Annotated in this window: 21 protein-coding genes; 13 read left to right on the top strand and 8 right to left on the bottom strand. The window is 61.3% G+C overall.

Annotated elements, in window-relative coordinates; all coding sequences use genetic code 11:
- Nucleotides 1–68 precede the first annotated feature (68 nt).
- The 3 genes from P0D68_RS19630 to P0D68_RS19620 are packed head-to-tail and all read left to right on the top strand — an operon-like array spanning nucleotide 69 to nucleotide 2,934.
- Nucleotides 69–1,022, top strand: a complete 954-nt coding sequence (locus P0D68_RS19630; protein WP_408181511.1) for a complex I NDUFA9 subunit family protein — start codon at nucleotides 69–71, stop codon at nucleotides 1,020–1,022.
- A 29-nt stretch (nucleotides 1,023–1,051) separates the two neighbouring features.
- Nucleotides 1,052–1,705: a glutathione S-transferase family protein gene (locus P0D68_RS19625; protein ID WP_408299896.1), complete on the top strand. Its 654-nt coding sequence runs from the start codon at nucleotides 1,052–1,054 to the stop codon at nucleotides 1,703–1,705.
- Nucleotides 1,702–2,934, top strand: coding sequence for a multifunctional CCA addition/repair protein (locus tag P0D68_RS19620; RefSeq protein ID WP_408181507.1), 1,233 nt, complete (start codon nucleotides 1,702–1,704; stop codon nucleotides 2,932–2,934). Before P0D68_RS19625 ends, P0D68_RS19620 begins: the two co-directional genes overlap by 4 nt.
- Nucleotides 2,935–3,457: 523 nt before the next feature.
- Here the strand turns inward: P0D68_RS19620 and P0D68_RS19615 are convergent.
- The 3 genes from P0D68_RS19615 to P0D68_RS19605 form a co-directional block, all read right to left on the bottom strand.
- Nucleotides 3,458–3,910 (bottom strand): hypothetical protein, encoded by a 453-nt coding sequence (locus P0D68_RS19615; protein ID WP_408299898.1) that lies wholly within the window; start codon nucleotides 3,908–3,910, stop codon nucleotides 3,458–3,460.
- 675 nt (nucleotides 3,911–4,585) lie between these two features.
- Nucleotides 4,586–4,780, bottom strand: a complete 195-nt coding sequence (locus P0D68_RS19610; protein ID WP_091798205.1) for a DUF2905 domain-containing protein — start codon at nucleotides 4,778–4,780, stop codon at nucleotides 4,586–4,588.
- Between the two features lie 22 nt (nucleotides 4,781–4,802).
- Nucleotides 4,803–5,993, bottom strand: a complete 1,191-nt coding sequence (locus P0D68_RS19605) for a class I SAM-dependent methyltransferase (RefSeq protein ID WP_408299900.1) — start codon at nucleotides 5,991–5,993, stop codon at nucleotides 4,803–4,805.
- 13 nt (nucleotides 5,994–6,006) lie between these two features.
- Between P0D68_RS19605 and P0D68_RS19600 the strand changes: the two genes are divergently transcribed.
- The 5 genes from P0D68_RS19600 to glmS all read left to right on the top strand — a co-directional run bounded on the left by P0D68_RS19600 (nucleotide 6,007) and on the right by glmS (nucleotide 11,696).
- Complete coding sequence (locus tag P0D68_RS19600; protein WP_091798212.1) at nucleotides 6,007–6,825, top strand: SDR family oxidoreductase; 819 nt, start codon at nucleotides 6,007–6,009, stop codon at nucleotides 6,823–6,825.
- A gap of 90 nt (nucleotides 6,826–6,915) precedes the next feature.
- Nucleotides 6,916–7,311, top strand: coding sequence for a dihydroneopterin aldolase (locus tag P0D68_RS19595; RefSeq protein WP_091798215.1), 396 nt, complete (start codon nucleotides 6,916–6,918; stop codon nucleotides 7,309–7,311).
- Nucleotides 7,312–7,314: 3 nt separating this feature from the next.
- Nucleotides 7,315–8,325: a tRNA 2-thiocytidine(32) synthetase TtcA gene (ttcA, locus tag P0D68_RS19590; RefSeq protein ID WP_408299902.1), complete on the top strand. Its 1,011-nt coding sequence runs from the start codon at nucleotides 7,315–7,317 to the stop codon at nucleotides 8,323–8,325.
- Between the two features lie 125 nt (nucleotides 8,326–8,450).
- Nucleotides 8,451–9,812 (top strand): bifunctional UDP-N-acetylglucosamine diphosphorylase/glucosamine-1-phosphate N-acetyltransferase GlmU, encoded by a 1,362-nt coding sequence (glmU, locus tag P0D68_RS19585; protein WP_408299904.1) that lies wholly within the window; start codon nucleotides 8,451–8,453, stop codon nucleotides 9,810–9,812.
- A gap of 66 nt (nucleotides 9,813–9,878) precedes the next feature.
- Nucleotides 9,879–11,696 carry a glutamine--fructose-6-phosphate transaminase (isomerizing) gene (gene glmS, locus P0D68_RS19580; protein WP_408299906.1) on the top strand — a complete coding sequence of 606 codons (1,818 nt, stop codon included), beginning with the start codon at nucleotides 9,879–9,881 and terminating at the stop codon, nucleotides 11,694–11,696.
- Nucleotides 11,697–11,805: 109 nt separating this feature from the next.
- Here the strand turns inward: glmS and P0D68_RS19575 are convergent, their stop codons facing one another.
- The 4 genes from P0D68_RS19575 to P0D68_RS19560 form a co-directional block, all read right to left on the bottom strand.
- A complete protein-coding gene (locus P0D68_RS19575) occupies nucleotides 11,806–13,221 on the bottom strand; it encodes a DUF1254 domain-containing protein (RefSeq protein WP_408181383.1) in 1,416 nt (471 codons plus the stop codon).
- Between the two features lie 25 nt (nucleotides 13,222–13,246).
- Nucleotides 13,247–13,993, bottom strand: a complete 747-nt coding sequence (locus P0D68_RS19570) for a hypothetical protein (protein WP_408303257.1) — start codon at nucleotides 13,991–13,993, stop codon at nucleotides 13,247–13,249.
- A gap of 172 nt (nucleotides 13,994–14,165) precedes the next feature.
- Nucleotides 14,166–14,768: a hypothetical protein gene (locus P0D68_RS19565; RefSeq protein ID WP_408181379.1), complete on the bottom strand. Its 603-nt coding sequence runs from the start codon at nucleotides 14,766–14,768 to the stop codon at nucleotides 14,166–14,168.
- A gap of 98 nt (nucleotides 14,769–14,866) precedes the next feature.
- The gene (locus tag P0D68_RS19560) at nucleotides 14,867–15,127 is read right to left on the bottom strand and encodes a DUF6723 family protein (protein ID WP_091798249.1); all 261 of its coding nucleotides are present in this window, start codon (nucleotides 15,125–15,127) and stop codon (nucleotides 14,867–14,869) included.
- A gap of 305 nt (nucleotides 15,128–15,432) precedes the next feature.
- Between P0D68_RS19560 and P0D68_RS19555 the strand changes: the two genes are divergently transcribed.
- The 5 genes from P0D68_RS19555 (at nucleotide 15,433) to P0D68_RS19535 (ending at nucleotide 20,583) form a co-directional block, all read left to right on the top strand.
- Complete coding sequence (locus P0D68_RS19555; RefSeq protein ID WP_408303260.1) at nucleotides 15,433–16,662, top strand: alkaline phosphatase family protein; 1,230 nt, start codon at nucleotides 15,433–15,435, stop codon at nucleotides 16,660–16,662.
- Nucleotides 16,663–16,670: 8 nt separating this feature from the next.
- Nucleotides 16,671–17,933: a cytochrome-c peroxidase gene (locus tag P0D68_RS19550; RefSeq protein ID WP_408303262.1), complete on the top strand. Its 1,263-nt coding sequence runs from the start codon at nucleotides 16,671–16,673 to the stop codon at nucleotides 17,931–17,933.
- A gap of 115 nt (nucleotides 17,934–18,048) precedes the next feature.
- Entirely contained in the window at nucleotides 18,049–18,702 is a 654-nt protein-coding gene (locus tag P0D68_RS19545; protein ID WP_408303264.1) for a lytic transglycosylase domain-containing protein, read from the top strand.
- Between the two features lie 163 nt (nucleotides 18,703–18,865).
- The gene (locus P0D68_RS19540; protein WP_408181371.1) at nucleotides 18,866–19,552 is read left to right on the top strand and encodes a DUF2242 domain-containing protein; all 687 of its coding nucleotides are present in this window, start codon (nucleotides 18,866–18,868) and stop codon (nucleotides 19,550–19,552) included.
- Nucleotides 19,553–20,331: 779 nt separating this feature from the next.
- Complete coding sequence (locus P0D68_RS19535) at nucleotides 20,332–20,583, top strand: hypothetical protein (protein ID WP_091798257.1); 252 nt, start codon at nucleotides 20,332–20,334, stop codon at nucleotides 20,581–20,583.
- A 99-nt stretch (nucleotides 20,584–20,682) separates the two neighbouring features.
- On the opposite strand, the gene P0D68_RS19530 is transcribed toward P0D68_RS19535, so the two are convergent.
- Nucleotides 20,683–21,615, bottom strand: a complete 933-nt coding sequence (locus tag P0D68_RS19530) for a DMT family transporter (protein ID WP_408303266.1) — start codon at nucleotides 21,613–21,615, stop codon at nucleotides 20,683–20,685.
- Nucleotides 21,616–21,644 lie beyond the last annotated feature (29 nt).

The following is a 21,644-nucleotide window of genomic DNA, read 5'->3' as shown; positions in this document are numbered from 1 at the left end:
CGCCGCCTCGTTTCGAGCGGCGGCGCGCCACGCCAGCCGTTGCCGCGGCTTCCACCAGGGAGTCGAAAATGCGACACAAAGCCATTGCGATCATCGGCGGTTCCGGTTTTATCGGCAGCCATCTCGTCAACGCCCTCGTCGAAGCGGGCAAAGACGTGCGGATCGCCACCCGGCGGCGCTACAACGCCCGCCATCTCACCCTGTTGCCCATCGACGTGATCGAAGCGGACGTGTTCGATCCGGTTCAACTCGCGCGCTTTGTCGAGGGCGCCGATTGCGTGATCAACCTCGTAGCCACGCTGCACGGCAAACGCGGCACGCCGTACGGCCCGGAATTCGCACGCATGCACGTGGACTTGCCGACCAAAATCGTGGCGGCATGCGAAGGCAAGGGCGTGCACCGCCTGATTCATATCAGCGCGCTCGGCGCCGACTCGAATGGCCCGAGCATGTACGCGCGCTCGAAGGGCGACGGTGAGAAGGCCGTGCATGCGGCCAATCTGGCGTGGACGATTTTCCGGCCGTCGGTGGTATTCGGCCCCGAAGATCAATTCCTCAACAAATTCGCGTTCCTGCAGCGCATGTTTCCAGTGATTCCGCTCGCGATGCCGGACGCCAAATTCCAGCCGGTGTATGTCGGCGATGTGGCAAAGGCAATCGTCAACGTGCTCGATCTGGATGCCGCCAGCGGCCGCACCTACGAACTCGGCGGCCCGACCGTCTATACGCTCGAAGATCTCGTCAAATATTGCGGCGACGTGCTCGGCAAGCATGCACGCATCATCCGTTTGCCGGAAGCGTTCGCGCGCCTGCAGGCGCTGACTTTCGAAATGGCGCCCGGCGAACCGGTGATCTCGCGCGACAATCTCGATTCGATGAAGGTCGACAACGTGTTGAGCGGACCGCTCGCGCCTGAACTCGGCATCGAGCCGGCCAGTATCGAAACGATCGCGCCGATCTATCTGACCGGCGCGTCGACGCGCTCGCGCTTCGACACGTTTCGCGCCAGCGCGGGACGCTGAATTACCTTCACTCATTCCAGATACAAAGCATGAAGCTGATTATTGGTGACAAGAATTATTCGTCATGGTCGATGCGTCCGTGGCTGCTGTTCAAACACTTCGGCATTGCGTTCGAGGAAGTGCTGATTCATCTGAATCAGCCCGACACTAACGCGAAAGTGCTTGCGCTTGCGCCGTCGGGTCCGGGCAAGATTCCGTGCCTGCTAAACGACGACGGGTCCGCCACGTGGGATTCGTTGGCGATCGCCGAAACGCTGGCCGAACGCTTTCCTCAGCATGCGCTATGGCCGCGCGACGCGGTCGCGCGCAGCCATGCGCGCAGCGTGAGCGCGGAGATGCACTCGGGTTTCGGCGAATTGCGCTCGAACATGTGGATGAACATTCGCGCGTCCTTCCCCGGCAAGAATGCCACGCCGGGCGCGCTGGCCGATATCGCGCGGATCGAGGCGCTCTGGCGCGACTGCCTCGACACCTACGGCGGCCCGTTTCTATTCGGCGAGTTCAGCATTGCCGATGCGATGTATGCGCCGGTCGTGATGCGCTTCAGGACCTGGCAGCCGGCGTTGTCGGAAGTGTCCAAAGCTTACGTGCAGCGCGTGAGCGAATTGCCGGCAGTGAAAGCGTGGATCGACGCCGCGCTGAGCGAAACGCATGCGATCGCTTATCAAGACGTATGCCCATGAACATCTATGCAGTAGGCGGCGCGATCCGCGACGAGCTGCTGGGCGTACCGGTGCAGGACCGTGATTATGTGGTGGTCGGCGCGACGCCGGAGCAGATGGTGGCGCAAGGCTACCGTCCGGTGGGCAAGGATTTTCCTGTGTTCCTGCATCCCGAGACACATGAGGAGTACGCGCTCGCCCGCACCGAGCGCAAGACGGCGGCCGGCTATCACGGCTTCCAGTTCTTCTATGCGCCGGACGTCACGCTCGAGGAGGACCTGGCGCGCCGCGACCTGACCATCAACGCGATGGCGCGCGAGGTGCGCCCGGACGGCGAGTTGACCGGCCCGGTGATCGACCCGTTCAACGGCCAGGGCGACTTGCAGGCGCGCCTGTTTCGCCACGTCAGCGACGCGTTTCTCGAAGACCCCGTGCGAATTTTGCGGATCGCGCGGTTTGCGGCGCGCTTTGTCGATTTCACGGTCGCACCGGAGACACTGGCGCTCATGCGCAAGATGGTCGCCGACGGCGAAGTGGACGCGTTGGTGGCCGAACGCGTGTGGCAGGAAGTGTCGCGCGGTTTGATGGAAAAGAAGCCGTCGCGCATGTTCCAGGTGCTGCGCGAATGCGGGGCGTTGGCGCGGATTCTGCCGGAAATCGACGCGCTGTTCGGCGTGCCGCAGCGCGCCGACTATCACCCCGAAGTGGATACGGGCGTGCATGTGATGATGGTGGTTGACCATGCGGCGCAGCAAGGCTATACGCTGCCGGTGCGATTCGCCGCTCTCGCGCACGACCTTGGCAAGGCGACCACGCCCGAAGACGTGCTGCCGCGGCATATCGGCCATGAGGGGCGCAGCGTGGATCTGCTGAAGCCTTTATGCGAGCGGCTGCGCGTGCCCAATGATTGCCGCGACCTGGCGATTCTGGTTGCGCGCGAGCATGGCAATATTCATCGCGTGATGGAGATGGGCGCGGCTGCGCTGGTGAGGTTGATCGAGCGGTGCGATGCGATTCGCAAGCCCGCGCGATTTGCCGAAGCCTTGCAGGCTTGTGAAGCCGATGCGCGTGGGCGGCTTGGGTTTGAGATGCGGGATTATCCGCAGGCCGAGAGGTTGAGAGTGGCGCTCGTCGCCGCGCGTGCCGTGGACGCCGGTGCCGTGGCCAAACGACTTGCCGATGCGCCGGCCGGAATCAAGGACGCCGTGCATCTGGAACGAGTTCGGGCTGTGGAAGGGGTTGTTGGGTGAGGGGTTTTTGGCCTGCCTGGCGGGTTTTTGGGGGTTCTTCGGGCTTTGGCCTTTCCTTGTTTTGTTTGTGGTGTATTAGCGTTGCCCCTGTGCGGGGCGGCACCTACTTTTCTTTGCCGGCCGCAAAGAAAAGTAGGCAAAAGAAAGCGGCTCACACCGCTAACTCTTAAGCGGGTCCCTCGCGCAGTCGCGGTTGTGGTGCATCTGGAATCAGTGTTCTCGCACATTACGCCTCAGTGACAAAGCACTCATTCTTCCCGCCTCGCGCAATGCGCTCGCCGGAAGGGGCTGCTTGAAATGCGTTGGTTTCTCTGTGCGCACGGGGAGCCGTCGGCTCCGCCTCGGCGATGTGCTGTTCAAGAATTCCAGCTTTTTAGCGTGGTTGCGTCAGGGAAACGTTAGCGGTGACCAGTACATTCGCGGTCGCCGCGGCGCGCGCTTCGCGTCGCGCCGCAGTACCCTCGGAATGCGAACGACACATGCGCCTTTCTTCATGGCCGCAGTGCGGTGCCGCGGATCTTCGTCAGTGTGCAGTCACTGTGCGACGTGAAACCGTTTTGAATTGCATTGGCCTGTTATGCGTCCCCCTCGTTGCTCCGATTCGTGCACGGCTATTCGCCGCCGTCCGCGTAGCCTTTGCCAGTAGGTCCGCTGCATGACGCGCCGTGATGCGGCTCCGCGGAATTCCCTTCGCGTCAAGTGCGATGACCTGATACAACTCACAATCATTCTCGACTTCGCGTCGGTAGTCCTCGACGGTGTCCAACAGCAGTTCCAGTAGCCTCCGCTGCCGATGTCTTTCTTCTCGCGTCACCGCCGGACTCCTAACTATCGAAGCCGCAAACGTGGCCAGCTTGTCCAGTTGACTTAGCTGCCGGTCAATCATTCCGAAAGCAGATAAGGCCAGTTTTTCGTATTGAAGTGCATCGACGGGTGGGCGCGGCGTAGTGCGTGAATTCTTGACGGATTTAATCATGGCGCGATCTCCCTGAAACTTACTTGGATCGCCCGACACGCGCTTGCAAGGTGGTGAGCGGGCACAGTGACAAGGTTGGCGGCCGTTACCAAACCGGCAGGCCCGAAGGCCTCCCCATCAAGGCCCGCCCATAAGACGCGCTGAGATAGACACACGCCCCCGCCAAAGCGGGCGCGTGTTTGGTAGCAGGCCGCCAAGCCTGGCCGTCGCTGTCTTGACGGCGAATTGAGTTTAAACGTCTTGCTTCGCGAGTGATCACCCATGCGAGCTAAAAGCTGCGCACCAGCACGATTTCCGAAATTTCCCAAGCACGCCCACGCACGAAATACTACGACGCAGCAGAAACGCCGGGAAGAAACGAAGCGATCGGTTGAAGCCAGACCGCCACGGCGCGCGCAGCGCCGCCGGAAGAATGAGCGCCTTGTCACCGACGCGGAATGTGCGAGAACACAGATTCCAGATGAACCACTACCGGGACTGTGCGAGGGACCCGCTTAAAAATTAGCGGTTCAAAGCGGCTTTCTTTGCCTACTTTCTTTGCCGCGGCAAAGAAAGTAGGTGCCGCCCCGCACAGGGGCAACGCCAATAGACCACGAAGCTAGCAAGGAAAGGCCAACACCCTAGGCGACCAGCAAAAGGACCAACACCCTGGCCAAAACGCAAAAAAACCCTAACCTACAAAAGCCTGGCAACAATCGACAACACCATAGAAAGCACCAACGTCGACATAAACGGAAACGGGTACTCCCGCCCAAAGAGCCGCAAGGTCACGTCGCCTGGCATGCGTCCAATGCCAATTTTCCTGAGCCAGGGCCAGCAGGACGACAACACCGCCACGGCGATAAACGTAGTCAATAGCCAGCGGATCATGGTCAGCTCCTGAAGGCGGAGTTCACAGCGTGTGCGACCGGTCGCCGCTGGAGAACGCTTGCAGCGTGTCGTCCAGCCCACGCGAGAATGCGATCACCTTGAACAGTTCGCCCATCTCCGCCTCAGACAACAGCTTCTGCACCGCATTCGCCGCGGGCAAATATTGTTTGGTGTCCGTGGGATCGATCTCCGATAACGCCTCGGTAATCCCCGCATTGAGCAGAAACCGCGCCTGCGACGTGAACCCCAGCAAGTCCGCGCCGGTTTCGACGCCGGCTTCGGCGATACCGGTGAATTCCACGTGCGCCGTGATGTCCTGCAGCCCCGGATAGAGGAAAGGATCGCCGTGCGCCCGGTGCCGGTAGTGGCACATCAACGTGCCTTGCGCGCGCTGCGCATGGTAGTACTCGTGACGCGGAAAACCGTAGTCGATGAAGAAGGCCGCGCCGCGCGTGAGCATCGTGCAGATGGTGCGCGTGAATGCGCTGGCGGCTTCGTGCGTTTCCGTCACGTAGTCTTCGCCGGCTGCGTCGATCTCAGACAGCAGCGCGAGGTCCGCCGCGGCGGACACAGGCCGGTCGTCGAAGGTGAACGCGTCGCCGCGCCATGCCACGCCGCGCTCGTGCCAGGCGCCGCCGGTAAAGGCGAACAGCCGCACAGGCATCGCGTCCAGCACCTCGTTGCCGATCACCACACCGTCGAACCGCTCCGGCAAAGCGTCCAGCCAACGCACTTTGGCGGCGAGCGCGGGCGCGGCGGCTTCGATCGTCTCGCGTTGGCGCTCGCGAAGCTCACCCGAAAGATCCACGATCGAGTAGCTGTCGAATTGCGCACCCAAAGCGTCGAGCGCTTCGAGCAGGCCGGCGGCGAGCTTGCCCGTGCCGGCGCCGAATTCCATCACGTCGCGCGTGCCGCTCGCCTGCAAGGCTTCCGCGACCGGGCGCGCCAGCGTCGCGGCGAACATCGGCGACAGTTCCGGTGCGGTGACGAAGTCGCTGCCGTCGTCGCCGCGCAGACCGAATTTGCGGGCGCCGCCGCTGTAATAGCCCAGTCCCGGCGCGTACAGCGCGCGTTCCATGTAGCGGTCGAACGGCAGCCAGCCGCCGGCGGCTTCGAGCTCCGCACGGATCTGCGCGACCAGCGCTTCGGACTGCGCAAGCGCGCTCGGGCCGGGAGCAGGTAAACTATCGGGTTGGTGAGCTTTCGGATTCATCCCCGCATTGTAAATGACCGCCTCTCTGGACACCGTCTCCGCCCGCGCGCCTGACACGCCGCGCGTCGTGCTGATTACCGGCGCCGCCCGCCGTATCGGGCGCTCGCTCGCGCTCGGCTTCGCCGCGCGCGGCTGGGACGTGGCCGTCCATTACGGCGCCTCGCGGGCGCAAGCCGAAGAACTGGTCGCTGAAATCGCCGCGTTGGGCCGCCGGGCGGTCGCGTTGCACGCCGAATTGGGCGACGAGGCGCAAGTCGAACGGCTTTTGCCGGCTTGTATCGACGCCTTGGGCCGGCCCTCGTGTATCGTCAACAATGCGTCGCGCTTCGAGGAAGACACGGCGCAAACCGTCGGTTACGAGCTGCTGCTGAAGCTGACCGCAATGAACGTCGGTGCGCCGCTGGTGCTGGCGCGCGGGTTGTACGAATTGACGCCGGAGGCGGCGCGCACGGACGAAAGCCTGCGCAGCGTCGTCATCAACGTGCTGGATCAGAAGCTGTACAACATGAATCCGGACTACCTGTCCTACACGCTGACCAAGGCGGCGTTGCAGACAGCCACGGTCGCGCTGGCTCAGGCGTTGGCGCCGAAAGTGCGCGTGGTCGGGCTCGCGCCCGGCCTGACGATGCAATCCGGCGATCAGACGCCGGACGGTTTTGAAGCCGCTCACCGTACTACGCCTTTGGGCCGCGCGTCGCGGGCCGAGGATATTGTCGCCGCCGCACTGTATCTCGCGGATGCAGCGGGCGTGACCGGAACGACGCTGGTGGTCGACGGCGGGCAGCACCTCGTGCCGCTGCCGCGCGACGTAATGTTTTTGACGGGCGCCTGAAGCGCGCGCGGCCATTCGCCAGATGGGCGGCCGCCGCGCTGTGAAGCGCCCCTTTGCGTGCTCCGCACGCTTTTTTCGACTGGAACGAACATGTTTGCCGCTCTTTCGCATCCCCGGCTCGCCGATTGCCGCCGGCTCTTTCTGCGCAATTACGAAGTGCACATCAACATCGGCGTGCACGACTTCGAAAAGCGCGGCGAACAGCGCGTCGTGATCAACGTCGAACTGTACGTGCCGCTCGCGCTGTCCACACCGGTTCAGGACAAGCTGGACGAAGTGGTCGATTACGACTTCATGCGCTCCACCATCTCGCGCCGCGTCGAGCAAGGCCATATCCACTTGCAGGAAACGCTTTGCGACGATCTCGTGAAGACCATGCTCGAACATCCGCAAGTGCGGGCCGCGCGCGTGTCGACGGAAAAGCCGGATGTGTATCCCGACTGCGACGCGGTAGGCGTCGAAGTCTTCCGTATCAAAGAGGATTGAGCCATGAATGCTCCGCAAATCCTGAACGGCGCCACGGCCGCCGCAGCCGCTGACGCAACCGGCGCCACGCCGGCCGCCGCGCGTGCGAAGTCGCCGCTCACGCGCCGCGAACAGAAAGAAGCGTACGAGAACAACAAGCTGTTCAAGCGGCTTGCGCGCCAGGTTGGCGAGGCGATCGTTGATTTCAACATGATCGAGGACGGCGACAAGGTCATGGTGTGTCTGTCCGGCGGCAAGGACAGTTACGCGATGCTCGAAATCCTGATGCGGCTGCGCGAGCGCGCGCCGATCAACTTCGACATCGTCGCGGTGAATCTCGACCAGAAGCAGCCGGGCTTCCCCGAGCACGTGCTGCCCGAGTACCTGAAGCAACTCGACATTCCGTTTCACATCGAGAATCAGGACACGTACAGCATCGTCAAGCGGCTGGTGCCGGAAGGTAAGACCACCTGCTCGCTGTGCTCGCGGCTGCGGCGCGGCATTCTGTACCGCGTGGCGGGCGAACTCGGCGCGACCAAGATCGCGCTCGGCCATCATCGCGACGACATTCTGCAAACGCTGCTGCTGAACATGTTCTACGGCGGCAAGCTGAAGGGCATGCCGCCCAAGCTGCAATCGGACGACGGCAAGAATATCGTGATCCGCCCGCTCGCCTACGTGAAGGAAACCGATCTGGAGAAGTACGCCGAGTTGCGCGAATTCCCGATCATTCCGTGCAATCTCTGCGGCAGCCAGCCGAATCTCAAGCGCGCGGAAATGAAGGCGCTAGTCCGCGACTGGGAGAAGCGCTTCCCGGGCCGCATCGAAAATATGTTCAATGCGTTGTCGAACGTCGTGCCTTCGCATTTGATGGACCACAAGCTGTTCCCGTTCGCTGGCCTGCGGGCAACCGGCGAGGCCGATCCGCAAGGCGATATCGCGTTCGACGAAGAGCCGTGTTCGACCGATGCCGGTAATAGCGCGACGCTCGGTGGAGCGCAATCGATTGCGATCGTCCAGTTTGACGATCTTTGACCAAAACGCCCGTGGAATGGGCGTCTCCGCCCATTTCAGCTTGCAACGAGGCCGCGACAGCGGCCTTTTTCGTTAGAGGGTGCGTGTTAGAATCGTCGGCTCCAAACTCGTCTATTTGCCGTGCCATGAACATTGTGATTTTGGCGGCAGGCACCGGCAAGCGCATGCGGTCCGCGCTTCCCAAGGTGCTGCATCCCCTGGCCGGTCGGCCGCTCCTCGCTCACGTCATCGAAACGGCTCGCACGCTCAAGCCCACGCATCTGGTGGTGGTGATCGGCCACGGCGCCGAAGCCGTGCGCAAAGCCGTCGCCGCGCCGGACGTGCAGTTCGCCGTGCAGGAACAGCAGCTCGGCACGGGCCACGCGGTGCAGCAAGCGTTGCCGCTGCTCGATCCGTCCGCGCCCACGCTGGTGCTGTATGGCGACGTGCCGCTCACGCGCGCCAGCACGCTGCAGGCATTGACCGAGCGCGCTGGGCAGGGCGGCTACGGCGTGCTCACTGTCACGCTCGCGGACCCGAGCGGCTACGGCCGCATCGTGCGTGATGCAGAAGGCAAGGTGGCGCGCATCGTCGAACAGAAAGACGCTACGCCCGAGCAGCTTAAGATCGCCGAGATCAACACCGGCATCATCGTCGCGCCGACCGAGCGTCTGGGCGGCTGGCTTGCCGCGTTGAAGAACGACAATGCGCAAGGCGAGTTCTACCTGACCGACGCGGTCGAAATGGCGATCGAAGCCGGCCTCGAAGTCGTCACCACGCAACCGGACGACGAATGGGAAACGCTCGGCGTGAACAGCAAGCAGCAGCTTGCCGAACTCGAGCGGATTCATCAGCACAACGTGGCGGATGCGTTGCTGGTCGCGGGTGTGACCCTTGCCGATCCGGCGCGTCTGGACGTCCGCGGCACGCTCGAATGTGGCCGCGATGTTTCGATCGACGTGAACTGCGTGTTCGAAGGCCGCGTCACGCTGGCCGACAACGTCACCGTCGGGCCGAACTGCGTGATCCGCAATGCGAACATTGGCGCCGGCACGCGCGTCGACGCGTTCACGCATATCGAAGGCGCTGAAGTCGGCGCGAATGTCGTGCTCGGACCTTACGCGCGGCTGCGCCCCGGCGCGGCGCTGCACGACGAGTCGCATGTCGGCAACTTCGTCGAAGTGAAGAACGCGGTGCTCGGTCACGGCTCGAAAGCGAACCACCTCACGTATATCGGCGACGCGGATATCGGTGCGCGGGTGAACATCGGCGCGGGCACCATCACCTGCAATTACGACGGCGCGAACAAATTCCGCACGATTATCGAAGACGACGTTTTCGTCGGGTCGGATACACAACTGGTCGCCCCGGTGCGTGTGATGCGCGGCGTGACGATCGCGGCGGGCACCACGGTCTGGAAGGACGTCGAAGCTGACGCGCTGGTCCTGAACGACAAGACGCAAACGAGCAAACCGGGCTACGTGCGCCCGACCAAGAAAAAGAGTTGATCGGCGTGACGCGCGCACAAGGCGCGCTCCTTGAAACCCGGCACTAGCACTGAAAAGGAATGAGCCATGTGTGGCATTGTCGGCGCGGTAGCGCAACGTAATATCGTTCCGGTCCTGATCGAAGGACTGCGTCGTCTCGAATATCGCGGCTACGATTCGTGCGGCGTGGCCGTGCTCGGCGCCGACGGTCCGCGCCGTGCGCGCAGCGTGGCGCGCGTAGCCGATCTCGACGAGCAGGTGCACGAGAGCCATCTCGAAGGCATCACGGGTATCGCGCATACGCGCTGGGCGACGCACGGCGCGCCGGTCACGGACAACGCGCACCCGATCTTCTCGAAAGATGCACTCGCGTTGGTACACAACGGCATCATCGAGAATTACGAAACGCTGCGCGAAATGCTGCGCGGCAAGGGTTACACGTTTGTCTCGCAGACCGACACAGAGGTTATCGCGCATCTGATTCACAGCCTGTATCGCGGCGATCTGTTCGCGGCTGTGCGTGAAGCCGTCGGGCAATTGCACGGCGCGTATGCGATTGCCGTGTTGCATAAGGACCAGCCGCATACGGTGGTCGGCGCGCGGCAGGGCTCGCCGCTGGTGGTCGGGCTCGGCCAGGGCGAGAACTTCCTCGCTTCGGACGCGCTGGCGCTCGCGGGCAGCACCGAACGGTTCATCTTCCTCGAAGAAGGCGACGTTTGCGAACTGTCGCTCGAGGGCGTGCGTATCGCCGATCGCGACGGCTATGAAGCGCAGCGCGAAGTGCGTCAAGTTGCGGCATATGGCGGCGCGGTCGAACTCGGCCCGTATCGCCACTTCATGCAGAAGGAAATTTTCGAGCAGCCGCGCGCGATCACCGACACGATCCCGCAATCGGATTCGTTCGATCCGTCGCTATTCGGCGAGGGCGCGGGCAAGGTATTCGCGGAAATCGACAGCCTGCTGATTCTGGCGTGCGGCACGAGCTACTACTCGGGGCTCACGGCGAAGTACTGGCTCGAATCGATCGCAAAGATTCCCACTCAGGTGGAAATTGCCAGCGAATATCGCTACCGCGAGTCGGTGCCGAATCCGAAGTCGCTGGTCGTGGTGATATCCCAATCGGGTGAGACGGCGGACACGCTGGCGGCGCTCAAGCATGCGCAGGAACTCGGTCATCAACACACGCTGGCGATCTGCAACGTCGGTACGAGCGCCATGGTGCGGCAGACCGGGTTGTCATTCCTGACGCACGCGGGCCGCGAGATCGGCGTGGCATCGACCAAGGCGTTTACAACGCAACTGGTCGCGCTGTTCGTGCTGGCGGCCACGCTGGGCAAACTGCGCGGTCGTGTGAGCGAAGAGCAGGAAGCTGAATATCTGAAGCAACTGCGCCACTTGCCGGCTGCGTTGAATAGTGTGCTGGCGCTGGAGCCGCAGATCATCGCGTGGTCGGAAGAGTTTTCGCGCAAGGAACATGCGCTGTTCCTCGGGCGCGGTTTGCACTACCCGATCGCACTTGAAGGCGCGCTGAAGCTCAAGGAGATCTCGTATATTCACGCCGAGGCTTATCCGGCCGGCGAACTGAAGCATGGGCCGCTTGCACTCGTGACCGAAGCCATGCCGGTGGTCACGGTGGCGCCGAACGACGCGCTGCTGGAAAAGCTGAAGTCGAATATTCAGGAAGTGCGAGCGCGCGGCGGTCAGTTGTATGTGTTCGCCGACGCGGATACGAAGATCGTCAACGACGAAGGCCTGCATGTGATCCGGATGCCGGAACACTATGGTCTGCTGTCGCCGATCCTGCATGTGGTGCCGCTGCAGTTGCTGGCGTATCACACGGCATGTGCGCGGGGTACGGACGTGGATAAGCCACGAAATCTCGCGAAGTCGGTCACGGTGGAGTGAGGGAGCGGGTGCTTGCGTCGCGACGACTCGCGAGCGACGCAAGCAAAACCGCTGTGACCCACGTCGCCGCCTTTCTATTCATGCCCCACTCCGATCCCTCCACGCAGGCTTACTGCTTCTGTGGGACGGGGAATTTCCAAGTGCCGTCAAATACTGACTGCCCCGGACCGTAAATCCGGGCGATGACGTTGTATGCGCCCGTGGGTGCGGGCAGCCAGTTCGATTCCTTCTCCTTGCCGGGCGAGTCGTGCTGAACGTAGATATCGAGAGAACCGTCGGCACCGTATTTCAGGCCCTTCGTGCGGTCACCAATCGAATAACGATTAATGGAATTCGCCACGAGATGACGTCCGGGCAGGTCGTACATTGTCATCGACCAAAAGAACTTCGCGGGCGGCAAGTCCTTCTTGTCAAAGTGAATGACATACGGCTGGGAACCTAGCAACTGTTCGCGGTCTGCATTGACGCGCGTGCCTACGTAGACGGCTTCTTCCTTGGTGTTGCCGTAGATGCCCATGGCCGCGGCGACAGCCCTCTTCATATAGTCGCCGTTCATCTCCTGCCGGGAGCCAAAGATGTCGTAGGAACTCGTCGTATGCTTTTCCGCATCGGCTAGCGCGGCTTTGCCATCCGCCACACCTGCTTCGATAGCTTGCCGGATATCAACTGGCAGCGCGGAAGCATCAAAGGGTCTGCCGGGCGCGATACCAATCTTTGAAAACCGCTCCATCAGTTCGACTTCCGACGGCGCAGGCGGCTGCGTATATTGCAGCAGGAAATTCACGTATGAGATGAAGTCGATGGATGTCGCCTTCGGCTCGTCCCACTTCGGAAAGGCCACCTTTGGAACAGAGGGCGGTGCCTTGACATGCTCAAACGAAGAAAGCGGCGTGAGCCGGTACTGCTTCTGGATAGCCTGCATGGCGCTCACGTCGCCGGGGCCATTTAATGCTGTGCGTCCCAGCGTCAGAATGAAGTCGGTCTCCGAACGGAAGACCTTGTCGATACCTTTGGGCGTCTCGCCGTGCCAGTTCGGTCCCGCAAACAGGTAGTGGCCGCCTTGGTTGCCCGTCGTTCGCGAGCCGACGTAGGCGAAGTTATAGGTGAACAGGTCAATCCATTGAAAGACAAAGTATCGATTCTCGGGTACCGGAGGAACAGTCAGCACCCAAGGCTCTCGCCGGAGGTCGAGCCATGCCCATGAATAAGGCGTGTCGTTATTTGGAGTGACGATTTCCTTGTTCTCAGGGCCATAGGGCTGCGAATAGTTTCTGAATTTCCCAAATCCCCCTACGTAGGCCTTGGCAGTAGGGTCAATCGCCTGCTCGTACATCGTCTTGTAGTTGTAAAGCATCGGATACGCATAGATGAACGCATCTTTTGCAATCGTCCTGGCTTCCTCAGGAGTTGCCGTTACCGATGTCGCTGCCGTTGTTGCACTGGCTGGAGCAGAGGTCAGGCAGCACATTCCCATGGAAATCAATAAGCATATCGAGGTGGAAATAAAGAGCTTGGAAAGTTTCACTATTTAACCTCTCAGAGTCGCTTCGTTATTTTCCGAATGTCAGGTTCAGCCCGGCGAATAGCGTGAACTGAGGTACCCCGGCGCCAGAGTGAGCCACCGAATACTGAGGTTCGATAAATGCGTTATAGATGGTCGAGCCGCTCTTCCATGCTTTGCCCGCACCGAGGCCGACCGGAATGTAATACGTACCACGCTGGAGGTCGAAGGTCCATGTGCCGGTTGACCGGATGTACCATCCGTCAGGTAGATTGAAGATGCCGAATGGCTGGGCCGTGAGCGATTGTGTTGTGGGTCGCCCGCTCTGGCCAGCGAAGGAATGCTGCCACTGTACAAGCGCGCCGAGCAGACGCGCCTTCGTGGCACTGACGGCGACCGCAGCAAGTCCCGCCTGCCATTTCCCTGTGCCCAAGCTTGGGTCCGTGGCGGTCGGCGCCGTGATCAGCGGGCCGACACCTATCTGGATATCCGACTGCGATAATAAAAAAATGTCGAACAGATTGATGTCGCCAAGGCCCGTGTTGTAGCCGCCCGAGGCGTCCGGGCGAGTGCTGACCGGCACCGTCGCCCGGAAAATCTGTGGGACGCCAATGGGCCCAATCGGGCCGACCGGAACTGTCGGCCGCAAAAGTAAATCGTTGGTGTGACCGCTGACCCCGAACAGGTTTGGCGTGAAGTAATTCTGTATGTTGAACGAGGGCGCCGCGTTGAGCGGGTTATTACTCTTGTTCGCGTCGTCCGCTGAGCTTTGTGCGATGGCACTGCTTGCGAGCATGCCGAACCATATCGCGCAAAGAGACTGGCTGCGTAGGTTGGATCTTCTCATCGTTTGAACCCCGGAGAAACGACCGCTTTGAACGCACAATGCCCTATCCCGTTTGGGATCGCATGCTGGAAAAACACCCGCCAGGTCTTTCTTTCGTGCCTACGGTTGCCCGCAAACAACCTTACTCCCGCACCAATTCCACCGCTGCCGCCGAAACAAACTCCGCACGCACGCTATCGCCGACTTTCAACTGTCCAAGCGGAATCCCCTTGGCGGCCCTGAGTTCCTGTTGATGTTTCGGGCCACGCAGCGTCACCATGCGGTTCTTGCGATCGATCTTCATCACGGTCGCGACCACCTTCACGCTATGCGCCGACGAAGCATAGCCTGCCGAAGCCGGTATCGCAGCGGTCGTCTCCACGCGTTCGCGCACACCCCTGGTGGACAATCTGTCGATGCTAAGCAGCAGCGCCTGCTGGTACGCAACGTTGAGCTTGTCGCCGACTCTGAGCCGACTGACATCCGCGAGAGCGGGATTGACGTCCACGTCCGCCAGGTTGCCGCGCGGGCCGCGCAGCGTGACGCTATTCGTGGCGGTGTCGATGGCGACCACACGGACTTGAGCGTGAACGAGCTCGGCGCGTGCGAGCGCCTGCTGCCCGGCGTGGGCATCGGCGTCCTGAGCGAAGCTGGATTGACAGGGCGCAACGGTGAGAATGCTCACCAGCGCGGCCGCCCGCCACATGACAGCGGCCGATGAAGCGAATCTGCGCGGACAGGTCATTCGCTGCTCCCGAAGTGATCATCACGATCGATTAACGCAAGCGCGCAACGCAATCGAAAAACCCCAGTGATCAACGCAAAAACGGCGACTTCTCGCGCCTACAACTCCGGGCGCGCCAGGTCGCTGGCGACAATGTGTTCGCCGTACACCTGGGCCGCCGCGATCGCTTCCAGCTTGGTCGCATACGGCCCGAGCTCTGGCGCGCCGTCGAACGGAAAGAGCACGCGTGCGTCGGTGGTTCGAACCACTTTCAACACGCCGAAAAAACGCTTGTATCCGGCGAGCTTCGACGTCGCTGAAATTTCAAAATCGTCCTCGGACGTCGCGGGGACGCTGGGAATAAATGCGGTCTTGGCCATACCTGAAAACATCGCTTGTTCAATGGGCCGACAGCGGCAAGAACGCCAAGCCTACACCCGGTTGTACCGGGAAAACATTCGCCGGCGGGTTTCATTGTCTCAAATCCCGGCGGATTCGGCCGGTGCGTCCACAAGCGAACCGGCGAGCGGCCGTCGATCAAGCCGGTCGCCGGCATCGTCAGGCGCGTTTATGTGCCGCGCGAGATGACCGTTATATGGCAAGAATGTAGTGCGATTCACGGCTGCGTCATACGCGCTGCATAAAGTTTGTCCCCACTAAAAACGCCAATACAAAGGGGCACTCCATGTCACAACGCAGCGGCTTGCGTGCATTCTTCATGGTCGCTTGCGCGGTCCTGATCGGCCTGATCGTCGCCGCGTGCGGATCGTCATCCTCGTCGCTTAAATTGAGCGGCCAGCAGCAGATCCGCCACGTTTTCGTCATCACGCTCGAGAACGAAAACTATGCGACCACCTTCGGTGCGAACAGCAAGGCGCCGTATCTTTCGCAGACGCTCGCTTCGCAGGGCGCGATGGTGCAGCAGTACTACGGCACGGGGCATGTGAGCCTCGACAATTACATCTCGATGATCAGCGGCCAGGCGGCGACGCCGGAAACGGATAACGACTGCATCACCTATCAGGACTACAAGCTCACGGGCGTGACATCGGACGGCCAGGCGATCGGCTCGGGCTGCGTCTACCCGGCGAGCGTCAAGACGTTGCCGGACCAGTTGAAGGCCGCGGGCTACACGTGGAAGGGCTATGAAGGCGACATGGGCAACGATCCGACGCGTGAAGCCGCCACTTGCGGCCACCCGACGCTCAACACGACCGACCTGACGCAGTCTGCCGAAGCGCCGAGCGCCGCCGTGCCGCTGGGCGACCAGTACGCGACGCGTCACAACCCGTTCATGTACTTCCACTCGATCATCGATTCGGCGGACTGCGGGCAGAACGTCGTTAATCTGAACAAGCTCACGACCGACCTGCAGTCGATCTCGACCACCGCCAACTTCAACCTCATCACGCCGAACCTGTGCGACGACGGCCACGACGCGCCGTGCGTGAACGGCCAGCCGGGTGGCCTGACGAGCGCGAACACGTTTCTCCAGAAGTGGGTGCCGATTATCACGGCGTCGCCGGCGTTTCAGCAGGACGGTTTGCTGATCATCAACTTCGACGAAAGCAGTTACGCGACGGTGACGCAGTCGGGCACGAGCGAGGATCTGATTTTCACCGGCGCGACCTGCTGCAGCCAGCAGCCGGGGCCGAATCTGCCGTCGTTCCCGCAGACGTCTTCGCTGACGTACAAGGGTTTGACGATCAACCTGACCAAGCAGAGCTTCGGCGGCGACCAGACCGGCGCGGTCATGATCTCGAAATTCATCAAGCCGGGTACGGTATCGACGGTGCAGTACAACCACTATTCGATGCTCAAGAGCATTGAAGACATCTTCCAGCTGGACCACCTCGGCTACGCGGGCCAGGCCGGCCTCGTCGGGTTCGGCAGCGACATCTTCACGAACCTGTAAGCGATTCGATGCTGTCTTCTGCAATGCGATTGACCGCGCGCGCCGGCGTGCATTGGTCGGCGCGTGCCGCGCTGCTCGGCGCCGCGCTGATGTCCGGTGCGGCCGCGGCAGCGCCGGCCGCTACGAACCCCGTCTATAGCGACGCCGCCGCGCTCGGCAAGCTGATGTTCTTCGACGCCTCGCTGTCGGCCTCGGGCAAGATGTCGTGCGCGAGCTGTCATAGCCCGTCGCATGCGTATGGGCCGCCCAACGGCCTCGCGGCACAGTTGGGTGGGGCGGACATGCACTCGCAGGGCACGCGCGCCGTGCCGAGCCTGCGCTACGTGCTGAACCGCACGCCGATGTGGAGCCACGCGCAGGCTGCCAGTCTGTCCGAGCGTCTGAGCGAAACGGACAACGCGCCGGTGGGCGGTTTCGGCTGGGACGGGCGCTTCAACCGTTTGCGCGATCAGGCGAGTTTCCCGCTGTTCAATCCCAACGAGATGGCCAACACGGATCCGGCGGCCGTGCTCGCAAAACTGGAGCACGCGCCCTATGCGGCGCGTTTCAAGGAAGTCTTCGGTCAGAACATCTTCGTTGATCGCGCCAAGGCGTTCACGCAGGCCATGTACGCGATCGAGCGTTTCGAGCTTGAAGACCCGAGTTTCCATCCGTACACGAGCAAGTTCGATTACTATCTGGACGGTAAATTGCAACTAACGGCACAAGAATTGAGAGGCAAAAAGCTGTTCGACAATCCCGAGGGTGGCAATTGCGCCTCCTGCCATATCGATCAGGTCGGCGCCGACGGCTCCCATCCGCTTTTCACCGACTTCAACTTCCAGGCGCTCGGCGTGCCGCGCAATCCGGAATTGCGGGCCAACTCCGATCCGAAGTACTTCGATATGGGTCTGTGCGGACCGCTGCGCACCGATCAGGCGAGCGACAAAAGTAATTGCGGGCTCTTCAAATCGGTCTCGCTGCGCAATACGGCGACGCGTCAAGTGTTTTTCCACAACGGCCGGTTCCATACGCTGAAGGACGCGTTGCGCTTCTACGTGCAACGCGACACCAATCCGGCGAAGTGGTATCCAGAAGATGCGCACGGCAAGATCGACAAATTCAACGACTTGCCCGTCGCGCTACGCGTCAACGTCGACACGACAGACGAGCCGCTCACACGCAAAGCCGGCGAGCGTCCGGTCTGGTCGGAGCGCGATATCGACGACGTCGCCGCTTTCCTCGCCACGCTGAACGACGATTACGTTCCAAAGCCGAAACCAACGCATTGAACGCGAAAGAAGCACGGGCGGCCGCAATTCCTAAGACGAATTTCGGCTCGTTCTGGGTCTAATTTGGGGGCAGAGCTATAATGGCCGGATCCCCTTTTCTTTCCCGTCCTCCGTTATGAGCCGGTTACTTTGCCTGATCGTGCTGTCGCTCGGCCTGATGCAGACCGCGGCGGCCGACGAAAACACCGAGCGAATGTCCGCGTATCTCACGCATAAATTCGGCTTGGCAAAGGAAAAGGCTGAAAAGATTTCCGACGCGGTGCAATCCGCCGCCTCGAAATATTCCCTCCCGCCGGCGCTCCTGCTGGCGATCATCTCGATCGAATCCCGCTTCAAGGAAAAGGCCAAGGGCGCCAACGGCGCGACCGGGCTGATGCAGGTGGTGCCTGGCGCGCATCGCGGGCTGCTGAGGAACGTCAAGGATCTCACCGAGCCGACCGCGAACATCGAAGTGGGTTCGGCGATCCTGTACGGCTACATGCGCTCGGCCAACGGCGACATGAACGCCGCGCTCAAGAGCTACGGCGGCTCGCAGGCCTACGCGCAGAAAGTGAGCTTGAAGGTTGAAGATTTCGCGGCGGTCGCCACGCCTCAAGACTCTAATCGACAGGCGGATGCGCAGGCTGTCGCCTGCGCGGCGCAACCCGCGCCCGACCATTGCGCTGCGCTGGATAGCTGGGCCGATGCGTTCACGATTCCGGCCGTCAGCGCCGCCGGGAAAAATGGCGCGACCGCGTCGTCAATTGGACTTCCCGCTACGTCGCACTGAGCGACATCCCGTTTTTGCTGTTTCTTCTTTCACGGCGTCGCGGCCGTGGTAATGCGTTGTCACGTCCTGCGATATGCCGGAGTGCGTGCTTTTTACGCATATTTGCCAACCGCTCTACAATGCATTCCCATTCGCGCTCACGCGGCGTCTCTTCCGATCGACCATGCCGACCTCGTTTTTTAAAGCCCCTGCCGCCGCGCTCGCCGGCCTGCTGACCCTTGCCGCCTGTAGCAGCGCGCCGCAGCAGAAATTCCAACAGGAACTGTTCGAAACTGGCGCGAGCCCGTATGCACGCAATTTCAATTCGAGTGCGACGGATACCTGCGAGGCCGCGCGTCGTGCGCTATTGAGCCAAGGCTATCTGACGACGATGACGCGTAACGACACCGTCGATGGCACCAAGAATTTCCAGCCGACCGGCGATAGCCACGTGGTCGTAGAATTTCACGTGGTCTGCACGCCCGGGGAAGAGGCGAGCGATACCAGCATCGTCTACGTCAATGCCGTTCAGAACGGCTTTGCGCTGAAGAAAAGCGACACCTCGGCGAGTGTCGGGCTGAGTGTGCTGGGTTCGCTGTCGCTGCCGATCCGCTCGAACAGCGATGCGATGGTCAAAATCTCGAGCGAAACGATTCCCTCGGGCAAGTTCTACGACCGGTTCTTCGGCCTTGTCGATCACTATCTGCAAACGGTGGTGCGCACGCAGCCGGTCGCGAACAGCCGCATCGAGACGCGCCTCCTGCCGGTGCCGGTTCAAGCGGCGGCTCCGGCGACTGTTCGCGAGATGCCCGACGCGATCGGCACGGCGGCGTCCGTGCCACCGGCGAGCGGAGTCGGCGTGGCGCCTTGAGTGATCTACGGGAGTTCGCCGGGTGGAGGTTGATCAAGCGCTGATCAGCCTTCAATCTCACCGCGAAGCATCACTTATCCTATGTCTTTTACTTCATATGTATATATATGTAGTAATAGTTAACAAGGGTTAACCCCTTCTGTGGATAACTCCCAAATGTTCCGTCACATCAATGTCATGCAAACTCCACAACCCTGCGGAACACGTCTGTAGAAAAACTACAAACCTGGGATAAGTTCGATGGCGCCTGGCTGATGGGCCGTCTTATCAAGATTCCGCACACAGGCTGTTCCACGCGCTATCCCGAAGTTATTCATAGGGAACTGTGGATAACTCGCCTTCGAGCCCCTTTCTTCAACTGCTGCCGGGCAGGTTTTTCAACTTCGCCATGCGCTCGCCACCGTACAGACCGCAGCCGCCCCGACGCGCACATTCAAGACGGACGGTACAAAGATTGCGTCTCTCTTTTTGCAAGCGCGACTGTTGCTATTTAGTCAAAACCATTTCGGTAACGGCCGATCCAGGCATAGAGTTAAAGTGTTTTCTGAAGTTAATGGTGCGGTGCGGGGGTGTGGAATGAAACGTAGAACAGCACGACAGCTTGTCCGTCTTCTCTCGGATATTCGACATGCCACCCATTGCAGCACGCTACGGGCGGCAGCCACCAACCGGGCCATTACGCTCGCATCCGCTGAACACGACGCGGACGTTGCGGACAGCGACGGCAACACCGATCCCACGCGCGACGCGCATCAAGACAAGCCAGCCCGGAGCGGATCATGAGAATGGCAAGCGAACAGTCGCTGCGGTTTCTAGTGGAAAAATGGCTTGCGCCGGAGCCTTCCGTGCCGGTTCATGTCACCGAATTCAGCCGTACCCGCCTGGGTGGCCGCCGCTATGTACGCGTCGAGACGTCGCTCGAGGCGGGCTCACGCGGGTTGTTCTTCTTTCGTCACGACGACGGCTGCTGGTGTGTGTTTCCGCCCACCGCGGACACGCCGGCTTTGTATGCGCAGTCGCGAGCTGCGTGAAGACGGCCAGCAATCCAGCAACGCCGAGCGCCTACGCAAAATAGCTCGCACTCCTCGACACGCGATAAGTCGACCGTCTACATCCTCAAGCCGATGCATTCAGGACGATGTATGAGGCAAGCGTTCACGCCCGCGTCGCCATGCCGGCATCACCTGACACACGATCAATCCCGCCAGCATCAACGCGCACCCGAACAGCGCGCGCGCCGACAGTGTCTCGCCAAGCACGAGCCAGGCCGCTAGCGCGGCGAACACGCCCTCCATGCTGAAGATCACCGCCGCATGCGACGGCGCCGCATGCTTTTGCGCGACCACCTGAATCGTGTAGGCGATGCCGACTGACAGCGCTCCGCCGTACAAAATGGTCGGCGCGGCACGTGTAATCACCACCAGACTGAACGGTTCGACGGCGAGACCGACGACAAGGCACGCTAGCCCACACGTCACGAACTGCACGAGTGCGAGCATGAGCGTGTCATGACGTAGCGCGAAGCGCCCGACCAGCATCATCTGGATGGAGATGACGAGCGAGCCGGCCAGTTGATACCAGTCGCCGTACAGCATCGAAAACTGCTCGTTCACGCTCAGAAAATACATGCCTACCGCCGCGAGCGCCGCACCGAGCCACGTCCCGATTCCCGTGCGATGTTTGAACAGCACGCCCAGCAGCGGCACGATTACCACGTACAACGAACTGATGAAGCCCGCATTGGCGACCTTCGTGTATTGCAGGCCGATCTGTTGCAACGAAATCGAAGCGGCCAACACCACGCCGAGCAGCACGCCGGCACCTAAGAGCTCGCGAGCGCCACCGGGTTCGCGCTTCGACAGTTCGGCCAGCGCGGAGCGCCGGACACAAACAATCAGCGTCAGCACGACGAGTGCGCCGAGCAGGAAGCGCAGTCCCGTGAAGAGAAACGGTCCGATCGCGTCGAGACTCAGGCGTTGCGCGACGAACGCTGAGCCCCAAATCATCGCGGCGATCAGCATCAGCACATTGGCATGCAGGTGTTGGCGGGTTTCGGCTTTCAAAGGTGGTTTTTCAGGTTCGATGTTGATGA

This window comes from Paraburkholderia sp. RL17-380-BIE-A (assembly GCF_046028085.1).
Lineage (GTDB): Bacteria > Pseudomonadota > Gammaproteobacteria > Burkholderiales > Burkholderiaceae > Paraburkholderia.
The sequence above is the reverse complement of the archived record's forward strand: the minus strand, read 5'-3'. Positions and strand labels throughout refer to the sequence as shown.

Excerpts from the sequence above, each read along its gene's own strand:
- P0D68_RS19620 (WP_408181507.1), top strand. The coding sequence starts at position 1,702 with ATGAACATCTATGCAGTAGGCGGCGCGATCCGCGACGAGCTGCTGGGC.
- P0D68_RS19555 (WP_408303260.1), top strand. The coding sequence starts at position 15,433 with ATGTCACAACGCAGCGGCTTGCGTGCATTCTTCATGGTCGCTTGCGCG.
- P0D68_RS19600 (WP_091798212.1), top strand. The coding sequence starts at position 6,007 with ATGACCGCCTCTCTGGACACCGTCTCCGCCCGCGCGCCTGACACGCCG.
- P0D68_RS19630 (WP_408181511.1), top strand. The coding sequence starts at position 69 with ATGCGACACAAAGCCATTGCGATCATCGGCGGTTCCGGTTTTATCGGC.
- P0D68_RS19610 (WP_091798205.1), bottom strand. The coding sequence starts at position 4,780 with ATGATCCGCTGGCTATTGACTACGTTTATCGCCGTGGCGGTGTTGTCG.
- P0D68_RS19560 (WP_091798249.1), bottom strand. The coding sequence starts at position 15,127 with ATGGCCAAGACCGCATTTATTCCCAGCGTCCCCGCGACGTCCGAGGAC.
- P0D68_RS19540 (WP_408181371.1), top strand. The coding sequence starts at position 18,866 with ATGCCGACCTCGTTTTTTAAAGCCCCTGCCGCCGCGCTCGCCGGCCTG.
- glmU (WP_408299904.1), top strand. The coding sequence starts at position 8,451 with ATGAACATTGTGATTTTGGCGGCAGGCACCGGCAAGCGCATGCGGTCC.
- P0D68_RS19570 (WP_408303257.1), bottom strand. The coding sequence starts at position 13,993 with ATGCTCGCAAGCAGTGCCATCGCACAAAGCTCAGCGGACGACGCGAAC.
- P0D68_RS19625 (WP_408299896.1), top strand. The coding sequence starts at position 1,052 with ATGAAGCTGATTATTGGTGACAAGAATTATTCGTCATGGTCGATGCGT.
- P0D68_RS19595 (WP_091798215.1), top strand. The coding sequence starts at position 6,916 with ATGTTTGCCGCTCTTTCGCATCCCCGGCTCGCCGATTGCCGCCGGCTC.
- P0D68_RS19615 (WP_408299898.1), bottom strand. The coding sequence starts at position 3,910 with ATGATTAAATCCGTCAAGAATTCACGCACTACGCCGCGCCCACCCGTC.
- glmS (WP_408299906.1), top strand. The coding sequence starts at position 9,879 with ATGTGTGGCATTGTCGGCGCGGTAGCGCAACGTAATATCGTTCCGGTC.
- ttcA (WP_408299902.1), top strand. The coding sequence starts at position 7,315 with ATGAATGCTCCGCAAATCCTGAACGGCGCCACGGCCGCCGCAGCCGCT.
- P0D68_RS19545 (WP_408303264.1), top strand. The coding sequence starts at position 18,049 with ATGAGCCGGTTACTTTGCCTGATCGTGCTGTCGCTCGGCCTGATGCAG.
- P0D68_RS19535 (WP_091798257.1), top strand. The coding sequence starts at position 20,332 with ATGAGAATGGCAAGCGAACAGTCGCTGCGGTTTCTAGTGGAAAAATGG.
- P0D68_RS19605 (WP_408299900.1), bottom strand. The coding sequence starts at position 5,993 with ATGAATCCGAAAGCTCACCAACCCGATAGTTTACCTGCTCCCGGCCCG.
- P0D68_RS19550 (WP_408303262.1), top strand. The coding sequence starts at position 16,671 with ATGCTGTCTTCTGCAATGCGATTGACCGCGCGCGCCGGCGTGCATTGG.
- P0D68_RS19565 (WP_408181379.1), bottom strand. The coding sequence starts at position 14,768 with ATGACCTGTCCGCGCAGATTCGCTTCATCGGCCGCTGTCATGTGGCGG.